The sequence below is a fragment of the Glutamicibacter sp. BSL13 genome, from assembly GCF_052928425.1.
The window spans coordinates 1-14,795 of sequence record NZ_JAVGCZ010000069.1; the positions used below are offsets into that span (position 1 = coordinate 1).

Consider the following 14,795-nt stretch of genomic DNA (forward strand, 5'->3'; position numbering starts at 1 on the left):
CCACGGGTTTGGTCCGGGTCTCGGCGTTCTCACGGGCCGGACCCGCGCCGCTTACCGTTCCTCGACCTCGGCCTGGAACCTGCGCGGCTCCGGCAACGGCAGCGCCCCGGTCTGGATTTGCTGGAGTTCCTCCTCGGTGACCACCGGTACCTCGTACCCGTCCTTGTCGACCAGCTTCCCGGAGGCGAAGTAGTCCCCGTCCAGCAGGCCGCACACTTCTTCCTCCCGCACCATGCGCGGTGGGGCGGCGGCAAACACGGAGGCGTCCTTGGCCGGGGTCCCGAATTTCATCTCATTGAACAACAGGTTCAGCAGCACGGCCATCAGTGCGGCCGAGGAGATCCCCGAGTCGAAGATGGTGGCGAACCATTCCGGGAAGTTCTGGTAGATGCCGGGACTGACGATGGGCAGGCAGCCAAACGCGATGGAGGCGGCCACCACCACCAGGTTCAGCCCGTCATACTTCACGCTGGACAGGGTGCGGATGCCCGAGGCGGCCACCGTGCCGAACAGGACGATGCCTGCGCCACCCAACACCGGTGCCGGCACCGCGGCCACCACCCGGCCCAGCACCGGCAGCAGGCCCAGGACCACCAGGATGCCGCCGCCGGCGGCCACCACGAACCGGCTGGTGACACCGGTGATGGCCACCAGGCCCACGTTCTGCGCGAACGCCGTCTGGGTGAAGGTGTTGAAGATCGGGGCCAGCACCGAGGAGGCCATGTCCGCGCGCAGCCCGTCGGCGATGCGCTTTGAGTTCACCTTGGTCTTGGCAATCTCACCCACCGCCAGGATGTCGGCAGTGGTTTCGGTCAGGGTCACCAGCACCACGATGGTCATCGAGATGATCCCGCCGATTTCAAACACCGGCCAGCCGAAGGCCAGCGGCTGCGGGAAGGCGAAGAACGCGCCCTCGCCGACCTTGGAGAAGTCCGCCATCCCGGTCAGTGCCGCGATGATGGTGCCGATGACGATGGCCAGCAGGATCGAGAGCCGGGAGATGCCCGGAGAACCGATCTTGGACAGCAGCAGGACGATGGCCAGGGTCAGCGCGGCCAGCCCGATGTTGGCCAGGCTGCCGTATTCCGGCGCACTCGCGTCCCCGCCCATGGCCCAGTTCGCCGCCACCGGGGTCAGCGACAGCCCGATCATGGTGATCACCACGCCGGTGACCACCGGCGGGAAGAACCGGATGATCCGGGCGAAGAACGGGGCGATGATGAACCCGATGAGCGAGGCGACCAACACCGCGCCGAAGACCGCAGGCATGCCCCCACCGCCGTTGACGATGGCCACCAGGGTGGCGACCGAGGCGAAGGAGACCCCCTGCACCAGAGGCAGCTGGGCCCCGAAGAACGGGATGCCAATGGTCTGCAGGATGGTGGCCAGCCCGCCGATGAACAGGCAGCTGGCCACCAGCACACCGATTTCGGCGCTGCTCAGGCCGGCGGCCCCGCCAACGATCAGCGGCGGGGCGATGATCCCGCCGTACATGGTCAGCACATGCTGCAGACCATAGGCGAAGCTGCGGCCCAGCGGCAGCTTCTCATCTTCCGGGCGTCTGCCCTTGATGTCCTTGCCTTGTAGTGCACCCACTATGACCTCCTAGTGATGGTGGTGTGGTTGGTGATGACGGTTAATGGTGAAGACGGTAGAAGGGGTGTTGCCGGTGTTTTTGGCATCGCCAAAGAGCGCACGGCTCCTCAAGGCCGGGCGTTGAAGACGGGTTATTGGGTTATCAGCAGGCCGCTGGTTGTTCGGCCCTTGGGTGGCTGTCCGTGTGGGACGTTGGTTCTGTGGCGTTGGTCGGTGCTGCCGCCCGGCTGAGCCGGGCCAGCAGGTCGGCGGCGACACTGACCGCGATGGTGGCCGGGGTTTTCCCGGCCACCTGCGGCAGCCCGATGGGGCAGTCGATTCTTTGGATGTCGTGCTCTTCATGGCCGCTGGCCGCAAGGTTTTTGCGGAATCGCTGCCATTTGGCATTGGAGCCGATCAGCCCCACCGAGCCGAGGTCCGTGCGGCGCAGGGCCGCATCGCACAGGTGGAAGTCCTCGGCGTGGTCGTGGGTCATGATCAAAACATGGGTTCCGGCCGGCAAACGGGTCAGGACCTCCTCCCCCAGCAGCGCCGGCTGGGCGTGGAGGCGGGCCACCGGGGGTTCCAGGGCCGCCAACTGCTCCAGCTGTTCGGGCCGGGAGTCGCTCAGGTACAGTTCCATGTCGTGGCGGGCCAGGATGCGGGCCAGTTCCATGCCCACGTTCCCGACCCCGAAGATCGCCACCGCAGTGGGCACCGCCTGGGGTTCAAGCAAGATGGTCACCTCTCCTCCACAGCACTGCCGGCCGTAGGTGGCCGGGGCCTTGTCGTTTAGCCGCAGCGTGAATATCTGCGGTTCGCTGCCTCCCTCCGCCAGCAGCTGCCGGGCCCGGGTGATCATGCTCATCTCCAGGTTGCCGCCGCCGATGGTCTGGAAGATCGCCTCGGCGGTGACCACCATCTTGGCCCCGGCCTCGCGCGGGGCGTGACCGCGCACGGCTGCGACGGTCACCAGCACGGCCGGGGTGCGCTGCTCACGCAGCCGGGACAGATCCTGCATCCAGGTCATGGCGTCAGGCTCACCGCCGGGGATGCGGCGCGCTGGCGGACCGCGTCAATGGCCCAGTAGACGGCTTCCGGGGTGGCCGGGGAGGCCAGCTGCACCCCGGTTCCGGCAGCGGCGAAGGCCGCGACCGCCTGGCGCAGCGCCTCCCGCACGGAGAAGGCGAGCATGAACGGCGGTTCACCCACCGCCTTGGAGCCGTAGACCGCCCCTTCCTCGTGGGCCTTGTCCAGCAGGGCCACATTGAAGGTCTCGGGCATTTCGGAGAAGCTGGGGATCTTGTAGGTGCTGGCCGCCTGGGTGGCCAGCCGGCCCCGGGTGGGCCGGTCGCTGGTGTCCCAGCGCAGGTCCTCCAGGGTGAGCCAACCCAGGCCCTGCACGAACCCGCCCTCAATCTGTCCCACGTCGATCATCGGGGAGAGCGAGTCCCCCACGTCGTGCACGATGTCCACGCGGCGCACCGTGTAGGAGCCGTCGAAGCGGCTGACCTCCACCTCGGTGGCGGCGGCCCCGCAGGCGAAGTACTTGAATGGCTCCCCGCGCATCGCGCCCAGGTCCCAGTGCAGCCCCTCCGTGCGGTAGAAGCCGGCGGCGGAGAGCTGGATGCGCTGGAAGTAGGCGGTGCGCACCAGTTCGCCCCATTCCAGGGTTTTCTTGGTGCTCAGGCCGGTGATGATCCCGCTCTGGAAGCGGACCTCATGGGCCGGCACGCCCAACTGCACGGCGGCGACCTGCGCCAGCCGGGCCTGGATCTGTTCACAGGCGTCCTTCACCGCCCCGCCGTTCAGGTCGCTGCCGGAGCTGGCTGCGGTGGCCGAGGTGTTGGGCACCTTGTCGGTGCGGGTCGCGGCGATGCGCACCGTGGACAGCGGCACCCCCAGGCTGGTCGCGGCGACCTGCAGGATCTTTTGGTGCAGGCCCTGGCCCATCTCGGTGCCGCCGTGGTTCACCAGCACGGTACCGTCCTTGTAGACCAGCACCAGGGCCCCGCCCTGGTTGAAGGCGGTGAGGTTGAAGGAGATCCCGAACTTGACCGGGGTCAGCGCCAGCGCACGCTTGGTGTGCTCAGTGCCGGCATTGAATTCGGCGATTTCCTTTTCCCGGCGGACGATATCTGCCTCGTCGAGTACCTGCTGCCACACGGCGTCGATGCGCTCGGCGTGGCGCACCGGCTGGTAGTAGGGGGTGTCCTGCCCCTGGGTGTAGAAGTTTCGCCGGCGCAGCTCACGCGCCGGGATCCCCAGCTGCGGTGCCACCCGGCCCAGGATGTCTTCCATGATGAGCATGCCCTGCGGCCCGCCGAAGCCGCGGAACGCGGTTTGGGAGGTCTTGTGGCATTTGGCCACCCGCCCGTGCACCCGGATGTTCGGGATCCAGTAGGCGTTGTCGATGTGGCACAGTGCGCGGGTGAGCACCGGTTCGGACATGTCCAGGCTCCACCCGCCATCGGAGGTCAGAGTGGCATCCAGCCCCAGGATCCGGCCGTCCTGGTCGAACCCGATCTTCCAGCTGGCGTAGAAGCCGTGGCGTTTGCCGGTCATGGTCATGTCCAGGGTGCGGTCCAGGCGCACCCGCACCGGCCGGCCGGTGAGCAGCGCCCCCAGCCCGGCCAGGGCCGCATAGCCGTGGGACTGCATTTCCTTCCCGCCGAACGCCCCGCCCATGCGCAGCACCTGAACGGTGATCTGGTGGGCCGGCAGATCCAGCACGTGCGAGACGATGTCCTGGGTTTCGGTGGGGTGCTGGGTGGAGGACTGGATCATCAGCTGCCCGCCCTCATCCACGTAGGCCAGCGAGTTCTGGGTTTCCAGGTAGAAGTGTTCCTGCCCGGAGAACTCAAAGTCCCCCTCGAACACGTGTGCCGCCTCCGCCAGCGCGGCCCCGGGTTCACCCTTGTTGATCACCGGTTGGATGCCATGGAAGCTTTCGGCGGCAATCGCCTCGGACAACGTGATCAGCGAGGGCAGCGGCTCGTAGTCCACCGCAACGGCGGCGGCCCCGGCCTTGGCGGCCTCCAGGTCTTCACCGAGAACCCAGGCCACCGCCTGGCCGTAGAACATGACTTCTTCGGGTGGGATCATCGGCTCGTCATGCTTCGTGCCCTGGTCGTTCACCCCGGGGATGTCCGCGGCGGTGATGACCCTGACCACACCGGGGACCTTCAGGGCCGGGGTGGGGTCCAGGCTCAGGATTCGGGCGTGGGCGTGGGTGGACTGCACCGGGTAGGCGTGCAGCACGCCGACCATCCGCTGGTACAGGTCATCGGTGTACAGGGCGGTGCCGGTCACGTGCGCGAGAGCGGATTCGTGCGGGTGGCTTTCGCCGACAATGGCCCCGGTGGGGCGCTGCGATAGCTGGCTCATGAGTGGTGCTCTCCCTTCGAAGCTGGGGTGCGGCCAAGCTGCTGGGCAAAGAAGCGCTCCAGGGAGGAGCCGAGCATGGCCTTGCGGTAGTTTGAGCTGGCGCGGTGATCATCCATGGGGGTTCCCTCCTGAGCCATGACCTCGGCCGCGGCGTGCAGGGTCTCCAGCTGCCAGGGGCGGCCTTCGAGCATGGCCTCGGTGGCGGTGGCGCGCAGCGGGGTGGCGGCCACCCCGCCCAGCCCGATGCGGGCCTTGGTGATGACCCCGTCCTGGACGTCCACGGCATAGCCGATGGCGACGCTGGAGATGTCGTCGAAGCGGCGCTTGGCGATCTTCTGGAAGGAGGTCAGCGGCGCCAGCGGCGACGGGATGCTGATGGCGGTGATCAGTTCCTCGGGGGCCTTGACCGTTTGCCGGTACCCGGTGAAGTACTGGGACAGCGGCACCATCCGCTGCCCGGCGGTGGAGCTGAGCACCAGTTCGGCCTCCAGGGCCAGCAGCGCCGGCGGGGTGTCCCCGATGGGTGAGCCGGTGCCCAGGTTGCCGCCGATGGTGGCCCCGTTGCGGATCAGCCTGGAGGCGAACTGCCCGAACAGCTGGCCCAGCAGCGGGACGCGCCCGGCCAGCCCGCGTTCCAGTTCGCTCAGCGTGCAGGCCGCGCCGATCACGATTCGGTCCTGGCGCACCTGGATCTGGCGCAGTTCGGCCAGCCGGTCGATGGCCAGCAGCGAGCGGGCCCGGGCTCCCTTCAGGTTGACCTCCACACCCCAGTCGGTGCCACCGGCAATGGGCAGCACGTCGGGTTCCTCGGCCAGGATCTGCAGCGCCTGCTCCAGGCTGGCCGGCCGGCGATAGCGTCCGGGTTCACCGGTGGGGGTGTCGGCCCTATAAAGGTCGGTGACGGCCGGTGCCGGTGCGGCCTGCTGACGGCGCAGGGCCAGTTCGTCCCCGGCCTCCGGCTGCCCCAGCGCGTAGGCGGCGTCCCGGATCGGACGGTAGCCGGTGCAGCGGCACAGGTTGCCGGACAGGGCATGCAGGTCAAACCCGTTGGGTCCGCATTCGTGCTCGGCCAGCTGGCCGTCGTGTTCGGCGTTCCGGGACGGTTCGGCGCGTTCGGGGCGGTAGTATTCGGCGGCCATGCTGCATACGAATCCGGGCGTGCAGTAGCCGCACTGGGAGCCGCCGCGTTCGGCCAGCTGTTCCTGGACCGGGTGCAGGTCGCCCGGTCCACCCAGGCCTTCCGCGGTGAGCACTTCCTGTCCGTCCAGCGCCGCGGCCGGCAGCAGGCAGGAGTTCAGTGCGGTCCAGCGGGTGCCCTGCCCGTCGGGGCGGGCGACCAGGATGGCGCAGGCGCCGCATTCGCCTTCGGCGCAGCCTTCCTTGGCTCCGGTCAGCCCCTCGCCGCGCAGGAAGTTCAGCGCGTTGGTGTGCGGTGGGCCGGTGAATTCGCGGGCGGTTCCATTAACGGTGACCTGGCACCGGGTTTGTTCAGTGATCTCGGCGGTCATGCCGCTTGCCTCCTACTTCCCCAGAGAGGGAAGCACAGTGGGTGAAAGTGAGCTGGTGGTCATCTTCGCCGGGGCAACGCGTTCGGCGAAGGGGCAGGCAGCGGCCTGGGCACCAGTTGGGTGGCCGGAGTTCAATGACTCAACGGAAAACTGGCTGGCGGCGCGCTGGCGCCGTTAAGCTCCGTGGGCAATCTGTCCCTTCGCCCAGACAACGGATCCACCCATGACGGTCCTCCAAGAAATTTCGGATCGCGAGAAATCGATTTCAAACGATTGTTGTGAAGCATATCACAGCAGGCTTTGGTGCACCATGGTTCGCTGCTTCCGGAGGACGTTCGTGACGCCAGCGGCCTGCCGGCAGCGACGGCTTAGTATTCCGTGCGCACTTCCAGGCCATCCCAGATCTCGAACGGCTGCAGGTGCTCTTCGGCCTCGAACAGCTGGCGTTCCACCGGCATCAGGGAGCGATCCGAATCGGGGCCAAAGTAGTCATAGAACACCGCGTCATCGAAGCCGGAGCGTTCGGCGTCATGGCGGTCCGCGGCGAATACGACCCGGTCGACGCGGGCCCAGAGCGCGGAGGCCAGGCACATCGGGCAGGGCTCGCAACTGGTGTAGAGGATGCAGCCAGCCAGGGTGAAGGTGCCCATTTGCTCGGCCGCGGCGCGGATGGCGACCACTTCGGCATGGGCGGTGGGGTCGTTGTTCGCGGTGACCCGGTTGACGCCTTCAAAGGTGCGCCCGTCGGGCGCCAGGATCAGCGCGCCAAAGGGGCCACCGCTGTTCTTGACATTGTTACTGGCGATGTCAATGGCCATTGACAGGTACTTCTGGTCGGCAATGGTCGCACTCATCTGGGGCTCCTCGCGGCTCGCACGGCAGGCCGGCATGCCGCCGGATACGGACAGCAACTCAGCCCACCAACTCGGTAGGTTCAACAGCATGCCCGGTAGATAGCCCCTGATCCGGGGCCCGCCGTAGCCATGATCCGAGGGTAGCAGTCCACTGTGAGCCACGCCATATTGTGTCGTTACCTCGCTTCGTCGTACCGGTGCACACCCGGACGCATGGCACCGGCACGGCCAGCGGATGAACGCCAGGTGGACGCTGACTGCCAGAGTCCCGCCGGTGCTTGACCTGTCGGGGAACCAGTGGAAAACATGGCCTTGGGTGCTCGCTAAAGGCGGCACCGCGCGACCAGGCCGGTGAACCGGCCGGGGGATGACCCGGCGGCGGGCTTCCCGCGGCGACCCGGCAATGAACCGATCCGAGACATGAAGTCCCGCATTTTTAATGTTGGGCCTTCCCAGGGAATTAGGGAGCGAATCATGAAAACCAGTGCCATGAAGAAGACCACGACAGTGCTCACGTTCGCGTTCGCCACTGCCTTGCTGGCCTCCGGATGTTCCGGCAACACCGGTGACAGTCCCGAACCAACGACGGCCACCAGCAGCCAGGCGGCGGCACCCAGCACCAGCGCGTCCCCCACCGAAGATGCCTCGCAGTCCTCCGCCTCCCCGACCGGTTCGGCCACGCAGAGCCCGGAATCGCAGAGTCCGGGCTCGCAGAAGAGCGACCTGTCCCAAACCAGTTTCGACACGTCCTGGCAGGATGCGGTGGACAGCGCGAAGAAGAAGTTCTCCGGCGAGGTCTCGAAGATTGAGCTGGAGGCCAATGACGCCGGACGGTATGCCTACAAGGTCGAGGTCATCAACGACACCCAGAAGTACGAGACCCACATTGATGCGAACTCCGGGGAAGTGATCAATGAGGAAACCGATGATCTGGATGATGATGAGCGCGGCACCGAGAAGGACAAGAAGCGCCTGGACCTGGACAAGGTCGTCTCCCTGGACGATGCGATGAAGACCGCACAGCAGGAACAGGCCGGGGCGGTGAACAAGTGGAAGCTGGAAGGCAGGTCCGCCGGGCCGCGCTACGAATTCGACATCACCCCGGACGGCGCGAACGAGGACCGCGAGATCAAGGTCGATGCCATCAGCGGAAAGCTGGTTTCCGGCGACGACTAAGCCCCCTAGCGGTCAGGTTCCGCCGCCGGCGATGGGCCGGACCGAGGGGACGTACACACTGCCCACACAGCCATGCCCTGTTCCCCTTGGGGACAGGGCATGGCTGTGCCTTTGACCGCTGTTGCCGCTCGCCTGGCCACGGACCCGATATAGAACCGGCCGGGCGCCCTTGGCAAAACGGCGCAAATGCGCTAGCTCTTCAAAACCGCACTCTCTTCCAGCGTCGAAGCGCTTGTTTGCGGGGAAGCAGCAGTGTCCCTCCCCGCCCGCCCCGGCACCGCGCCGGCCCGCGTTGCGCTCCCCGCAGGACGGCGACCTTAGAACTCTCCTAAAGCGCTCCCCGCCGATTGGCGCAGGGGGCTAGCTTGTTGGCGGGATGAAACGGAAGCCGCGGAGCATCCCGAAAAATCCATCGGCCATCGGGGACCGAGACCAGTAATCGGTACGGTTCGGCCGCAACAGCAGGCGCCAGCAGCAGGAAGGGAAGGAAGCCAGTGACACAGCACCGGAGCGCAGAGGTGGGCACCGCCACCGCCCCCAAGGGCGCGCTGCGCACCGCGACCGAGGAGCAGGCGGTGCACGAATACCTGCCGCTGGCCGACGGCATTGCCCGGCAGATGGGCCAGCACGGCCCGGACCTGGAGGACCTGATCCAGGTGGCCCGACTGGCCCTGGTCAAGGCGGCCCGCCGCTTCGACCCGCGCCTGAACTCCAATTTCGTGGCCTTCGCCCGCCCCACCATCACCGGGGAGCTCAAACGCTACCTGCGCGACCACTCCTGGGTGATCCAGCCGCCGCGCGAAGTCCAGGAGCTGCAGATAGAAATCCGGCGTGAACATCCGCTGTTGTGCCAGGTGCTGGGCCGTGAACCGCGTCTGCATGAACTGGCGGCTCACCTGGGCCAGCCGATCCCCCGGGTCGCCGAGGCGGTGGTGTCCCAATCGGGCCGCCACCCGGATTCGCTGGATGTGGTGCACAACGGGCGCACCTTGGAAGAACAGCTGCCCGATGCCTGCAATGACGAGTTCGCGGCACTGGATGATTCACTGATGCTTTCCGGGGCCCTGCGTCAGCTGGACCCCGATGAGAAGCTGATGCTGCGCCTGCGCTATTTCGAGGACGAAAGCCAGCAGCGCATCGGTGAACGGATGCGGATGAGCCAGGTGCAGGTCTCCCGGGCGCTGGCCCGGATCCTGCAAAAGCTGCAGCGCCACATCCTTGCCCAATTTCCGCACACCGCCGGCGAGCGCGGCACCCGGGCACGCCAGCACCGGCCCCGGGTCGCCTAAGGGCGGCGCCGCACCACCGTGGCACCACGTGAGCACCGCCGGGAATTGCATCCGGCCCTCCCGGACCGGGGCGCAGCCCGGATCCGGGCCGCCGAGCACCTGGCCGACCGGCTGGATAGGCCCATGGGCTTGTTGGGGGTGTTCTTCCTCTTTGTGGTGCTCGGGCAGCTGGTGGTCACCGAACCGCGCTGGGCCCAGGCACTGGCCGTTACCGGCTGGATCTGCTGGGTCGTATTCGTCCTGGAGTTCCTGTTGCGCGCGTATATCGCCCGCTTCCAGGCAACGTTCTGGCGGCACAACTGGTGGCAGGTGTTGTTCCTGCTGGTGCCGTTCCTGCGTTTTGTAAGGGCCCTGCAGGCGGTGCGCACCCTGCGGGTGGCCCGGCTGGGCGGGATCGTATCCGCCGGGGTGCGCGGCTCCAGGTCGGCCGGAAGGCTGCTGAGCAGCCGGATCGCCTGGCTGGCCGCGTTCACCGCGATTGTCATCCTGGCCGCCAGCCAGCTGCTCTACGCAATGGGCTCCCATACCCAGTACTCCACGGCATTGTTTGAGACCGCCATGGCCACCATCACTGGTTCGGGCATCAGCGCCGATGACCCCTTCTCCCGGATCCTGCAGGTGGTGCTGGCCGTGTATTCGGTCGCGGTGTTCGCCACCCTGGCCGGGTCGCTGGGCGCGTTTTTCCTGCGCAGCGAGGAAGCGGCCGAGCGGAATATGGGCCAGGAACCGGAGCAGCGCTAGGTCCCGGGCCCCGGACGGCGCTTAGCTGCCCGGCAGTATCTGCGCGCGGCCGGCGTCCTGCAGGATCCCCAGTCCCCGCAGCGCCTGGATGACATCTTCGCTCTGCACCGCCAGCAGGGCCGGGTCGGGGTCGGTGGCGAAGGTTTCCCCGCGGCGCAGGCTCTCATCGGTGAGCACCACGTGCGGACCCGGGGGCGGGCCCCAGGAGGAGACCGGGGCCGGGCCAAAGAGCACCACGGAGGGCACCTGGTAGGCGGAGGCCAGGTGGGCGGCCCCGGTGTCGGCCGAGACCACGCAGGCAGCCTCGGCCACCAGGGCGGCAAACTCGTCCAGCCCCAGCGTGCCGGCCAGCACCGCCTGTTCCCCCAGCCCGCAGGCCTCCGCCACGGCCAACGCGCGCAGACGTTCGGAGGAGCTGCCGGTGAACACCACCTGGTGCCCGGCCTCGTGCAGGGTGCCGGCGACGGCAGCGAAGCGCTCCACCGGCCAGTGCCGGCTGCCGTAGGCGGCGCCCGGGTGGATGACCACGGCCCCGGGGGCCGGGCTGGGCGCGGCGGGGCGCAGCAGCAAGTAGTCGGCCGGGTCGGATGGGATGCCATGCCACTGCACCAGCTGGCTCCAGCGCACCCGTTCGTGGGCGTCCGGGTCCCATTCCGGGCCCTGCTGGCCGTCGGCCCGGTGACCTATCACCCGGTTGGCCTCCAGGGCGGCAATGCGCGAACGGCTCTCCAGGCCGTTGCCGTGCAGGTTCACCGCCACATCCACGCTGCCCGGTGCCCGGTCGATGGGCACGTCCAGGCCGTGGGTGTCCAGCAGCTCGATGCCGCCCACCAGGTCCACGATGGGGCGCAGCCAGGACTGGGCGGCGTAGGTGATCCGGTGTTCGGGGAAGGCGCGGCGCAGCGCCCGCAGGGCCGGGACCGCGACCAGCAGGTCGCCCAGCTTCAGTGCCCGCAACACCAGCACTTCATCCTTCTTCTCACCCACCGGATGCTCCTTTCGCGACGCTTGAGTACAGCCCAATCCGTGCGGCATTTCCCGGCGATCCGTCGCTGACCGGCACCGGTTTGTGCCATACGGTTTCAGGCAAATCCCAAGGGAAGCACACATTTCCTAAAAATTCACAGAAGCTGGGAGAACCCAAAGAAGTTCTTCTCGGCTGATTATCCCCCGGTGTGACGGGTACCTCAGGTCGTATGGGCAATGAAACAGTTTTTCCCCGGGCGGTGCTCTTCGACCGCGATGACACGCTGGTCGTGGACGTGCCGTACAACGGCGACCCCGATCTGGTGCGGCCGGTGCCCGGCGCCGGCCAGGTGCTGCAGGCGCTGCGCGCGTCCGGGGTGCGCTGCGGGGTCATCAGCAACCAGTCGGGCATCGCACGCGGGCTGATCAGCGCAGAGCAGGTGGCCGCGGTCAACGCCCGGGTCAGTGAACTGCTCGGCCCCTTTGACACGTTCCAGTTCTGCCCGCACGGCCCCGAGGACCGCTGCCGGTGCCGCAAGCCCGCCCCCGGGATGGTGCACCGGGCGTGCGAGGAACTGGGGCTGGAGCCCTGGGAGGTGGCCGTGGTCGGGGACATCGGCGCGGACGTCGCGGCGGCCAAGGCCGCCGGGGCACGCGGGGTGCTGGTGCCCACCGCAGTCACCCGGCCCGAGGAGGTACGCGATGCCGACCTGGTGGCCGGCAGCCTCGCCGAGGCCATGCGGCTGCTGGGCGGGATCCCGGCCCCGGCCGACCAGGGCGCGGGAGGCCGGGCATGAGGCGGGTACTGGTGGCCCGGCTGGACTCGGCCGGGGACGTGCTGCTCAGCGGACCTGCGGTGCACGCCGTCGCCGCCGCCGACACCCGGGTCAGCTACCTGTGCGGCCCGCAGGGCCAGGCCGCGGCCCGCTCCCTGCCGGGAGTGGATGAGGTCTTCACCTTCAACAGCCCCTGGATCACCGCCCCGGCGCCGGCGGCCACCGATGAGCACCTGCAGCCGTTGCGTGACTTCCTGGCCGAACGGCAATTCGACGAGGCGCTCATCCTCACCTCCTTCCACCAGTCCCCGCTGCCGCTCGCGCTGCTGCTGCGCCTGGCCGGGGTGCCGCGCATCACCGGGGCCTCGGTTGACTATCCCGGCTCGCTGCTGGATGTGCGGTTGCGCCCCGGCGAGGACTTTGCCGAGGACCAGCCCGAGGCTTTGCGCGCCCTGGGGATCGCCGAGGCCGCCGGCTACCGGCTGCCTGCCGGGGATGACGGGGCGCTGGCGGTGCGGGACATCCCCGATACCCGGCACCTGACCGGAACCAAACCCTATGTGGTCATCCACCCGGGCGCCGCCGTGCCGGCGCGCACCTGGCCGGCCCTGCACCACGCGGCGCTGGTGGAGCTGCTGGACGCGGCCGGCTGGCTGCCGGTGGTCACCGGCGGCCCCTCCGAACGCCAGTTGACCGCCACCGTGGCCGGCACCGCCGGACTGGACTTGGGCGGGGCCACCGACTTCCACACCCTGGGCGGCGTGCTGGCCGGGGCCGAGGTGGTGGTCACCGGCAACACCGGGCCCGCGCACCTGGCCGCTGCCGTGGGCACCCCGGTGGCCAGCCTGTTCTCCCCGGTGGTCCCGGCGATCCGCTGGGCGCCGTACAAGGTGGCGGTGGAGCTGCTCGGGGACCAGCAGGCCCCCTGCGCCCTGAGCCGGGCCCGCGAATGTCCGGTCCCTGGCCACCCCTGCCTGACACAGGTCACCCCCGAAGAGGTGTTCGCCGCGGTGCAGCGGCTGGGTTCCGGCGTCGCGTCCTTCACCACGCGCCGCCAGCTGCGCCGCGGCAACGAGGTCGTTGAGAACGAAAGGAAGAGATCGTGAAAATCCTGATCTGGCATGTGCACGGCGGATGGATGGACTCCTTCGTGCACGGACCGCATGAATACCTGGTCCCGGTCAACGCGCAGCGTGACGCCTGGGGGCTGGGCACCGGGGGCCGGGACTGGCCGGCCTCGGTAAGGGAAGTCAGCCAGGAGCAGCTGGCCGAGGAACACATTGACGTGGTGGTGCTGCAGCGGCCCGAGGAGCTGGCCGAGGTGCACCGGCTCACCGGCCGGGCGCCGGGCAGCGAGCTGCCGGCGGTCTTCCTGGAGCACAACACCCCCAAGAGCGGGAACGTGCCGAACTCGGTGCACCCGCTGGCCGAGCGCAGCGACATCCCGATCGTGCACGTCACCCACTTCAACCGGCTGTTCTGGGACTGCGGGCGGGCCCGCACCCTGGTCATTGAGCACGGCATCGTGGACCCGGGTTACCAGTACACCGGCACGAACCCGACCCTGGGGGTGGCGATCAACGAACCGGTGCGCCGCTGGCGGGTCACCGGCACCGACCTGCTGCCCGGCTTCGCGCAGATCGCCCCGCTGGAGGTGTACGGAATAGGCACCAAGAAGCTGCCCGAGGCCCTGCAGCTGCCCGAGGGGCAGCTGATCATCCGCGGGGACGTGAACCCGGCCCAGCTGCACGGGATGCTCGGCCAGGCCCGCGCCTACCTGCACCCCTTCCGCTGGACCTCGCTGGGTCTGGCGCTGCTGGAGGCGATGCACCTGGGCATGCCGGTGCTGGCGCTGGGGGCCACCGAGGCGTTCCGGGCGGTACCGCCCGAGGCCGGGATGGTCAGCAGCGACGTCGCCGAACTGCAGCGCACCGCGCGGGTGCTGCTCAACGACCCGCAGGAGGCGGTGGCCCGCGGCCGGGCGGCGCGCGAATTCGCGCTGAAGCACTACGGCCTGCAGCGGTTCCTGACCCGCTGGGACACCGTGCTGGCCGAGGTGGGCGATGTGCGTTCCACGCAGCTTGCCGAAGAATTGACGGAAGGATCAACCCCATGAAAATCGCAATGATTTCCGAGCATGCCAGCCCCCTGGCCGCCATCGGCGGCGTGGACGCCGGAGGGCAGAACGTGCATGTTGCGGCGCTGTCCACGGCGCTGGCCGAACGCGGGCACCAGGTGAGCGTGTACACCCGCCGCGATGATCCGAAGCTGCCCGAACGGGTACAGGTGTGCCAGGGCTTCGAGGTGGTGCACGTGGATGCCGGGCCGCCCGAGCCGATCTCCAAGGACCTGATCCTGCCCTACATGGGGGAACTGGCCCGCGCGGTGGCCGCCGACTGGGGCACCACACCCCCGGCGGTGGTGCACGGGCACTTCTGGATGTCCGGGCTGGCCGCACTGCAGGCCGCCTGCCTGGCCGAGGCGCCGGTGGCGGTGGCCCAGACCTTCCACGCGCTGGGCACC

The 14,795-nt window shown here is 68.4% G+C and carries 13 protein-coding genes; 7 read left to right on the forward strand and 6 right to left on the reverse strand.

Annotated features, from left to right (window positions below; translation table 11 throughout):
- Positions 1-51 precede the first annotated feature (51 nt).
- From RCJ92_RS11440 to RCJ92_RS11460, 5 genes are all read right to left on the reverse strand, one after another.
- Positions 52-1,596, reverse strand: coding sequence for a nucleobase:cation symporter-2 family protein (locus RCJ92_RS11440; protein WP_171021176.1), 1,545 nt, complete (start codon positions 1,594-1,596; stop codon positions 52-54).
- Positions 1,597-1,738: 142 nt separating this feature from the next.
- Positions 1,739-2,605: a xanthine dehydrogenase accessory protein XdhC gene (gene xdhC / locus RCJ92_RS11445; protein ID WP_446754628.1), complete on the reverse strand. Its 867-nt coding sequence runs from the start codon at positions 2,603-2,605 to the stop codon at positions 1,739-1,741.
- On the reverse strand, positions 2,602-4,962 hold the full coding sequence (gene xdhB, locus RCJ92_RS11450; protein WP_446754629.1) for a xanthine dehydrogenase molybdopterin binding subunit: 2,361 nt from the start codon (positions 4,960-4,962) through the stop codon (positions 2,602-2,604). Before xdhB ends, xdhC begins: the two co-directional genes overlap by 4 nt.
- On the reverse strand, positions 4,959-6,470 hold the full coding sequence (locus RCJ92_RS11455) for a xanthine dehydrogenase small subunit (protein WP_446754630.1): 1,512 nt from the start codon (positions 6,468-6,470) through the stop codon (positions 4,959-4,961). The genes xdhB and RCJ92_RS11455 overlap by 4 nt, the downstream gene beginning before the upstream one ends.
- 368 nt (positions 6,471-6,838) lie before the next feature.
- Complete coding sequence (locus RCJ92_RS11460) at positions 6,839-7,324, reverse strand: nucleoside deaminase (protein ID WP_054821614.1); 486 nt, start codon at positions 7,322-7,324, stop codon at positions 6,839-6,841.
- A gap of 474 nt (positions 7,325-7,798) precedes the next feature.
- Here RCJ92_RS11460 and RCJ92_RS11465 point away from each other — a divergent pair, with 474 nt between their 5' ends.
- From RCJ92_RS11465 to RCJ92_RS11475, 3 genes are all read left to right on the forward strand, one after another.
- Positions 7,799-8,500 (forward strand): PepSY domain-containing protein, encoded by a 702-nt coding sequence (locus tag RCJ92_RS11465; RefSeq protein WP_446754631.1) that lies wholly within the window; start codon positions 7,799-7,801, stop codon positions 8,498-8,500.
- Between the two features lie 494 nt (positions 8,501-8,994).
- Complete coding sequence (locus tag RCJ92_RS11470) at positions 8,995-9,789, forward strand: sigma-70 family RNA polymerase sigma factor (protein ID WP_138926861.1); 795 nt, start codon at positions 8,995-8,997, stop codon at positions 9,787-9,789.
- An 18-nt stretch (positions 9,790-9,807) separates the two neighbouring features.
- Positions 9,808-10,530, forward strand: a complete 723-nt coding sequence (locus RCJ92_RS11475) for a hypothetical protein (protein WP_446754632.1) — start codon at positions 9,808-9,810, stop codon at positions 10,528-10,530.
- Positions 10,531-10,551: 21 nt separating this feature from the next.
- Here RCJ92_RS11475 and RCJ92_RS11480 read toward each other — a convergent pair whose 3' ends face one another.
- Positions 10,552-11,565, reverse strand: a complete 1,014-nt coding sequence (locus tag RCJ92_RS11480; RefSeq protein WP_446754633.1) for a glycosyltransferase family 9 protein — start codon at positions 11,563-11,565, stop codon at positions 10,552-10,554.
- Between the two features lie 161 nt (positions 11,566-11,726).
- Here RCJ92_RS11480 and RCJ92_RS11485 point away from each other — a divergent pair, with 161 nt between their 5' ends.
- The 4 genes from RCJ92_RS11485 to RCJ92_RS11500 form a co-directional block, all read left to right on the forward strand.
- Positions 11,727-12,293 (forward strand): D-glycero-alpha-D-manno-heptose-1,7-bisphosphate 7-phosphatase, encoded by a 567-nt coding sequence (locus tag RCJ92_RS11485; protein ID WP_446754634.1) that lies wholly within the window; start codon positions 11,727-11,729, stop codon positions 12,291-12,293.
- On the forward strand, positions 12,290-13,378 hold the full coding sequence (locus tag RCJ92_RS11490) for a glycosyltransferase family 9 protein (RefSeq protein ID WP_446754635.1): 1,089 nt from the start codon (positions 12,290-12,292) through the stop codon (positions 13,376-13,378). Before RCJ92_RS11485 ends, RCJ92_RS11490 begins: the two co-directional genes overlap by 4 nt.
- Entirely contained in the window at positions 13,375-14,388 is a 1,014-nt protein-coding gene (locus tag RCJ92_RS11495) for a glycosyltransferase (RefSeq protein ID WP_138926865.1), read from the forward strand. Before RCJ92_RS11490 ends, RCJ92_RS11495 begins: the two co-directional genes overlap by 4 nt.
- Positions 14,385-14,795 (forward strand): glycosyltransferase (locus RCJ92_RS11500; protein ID WP_446754636.1); only part of this gene is annotated, 411 nt, incomplete at its 3' end. The genes RCJ92_RS11495 and RCJ92_RS11500, both read left to right, overlap by 4 nt.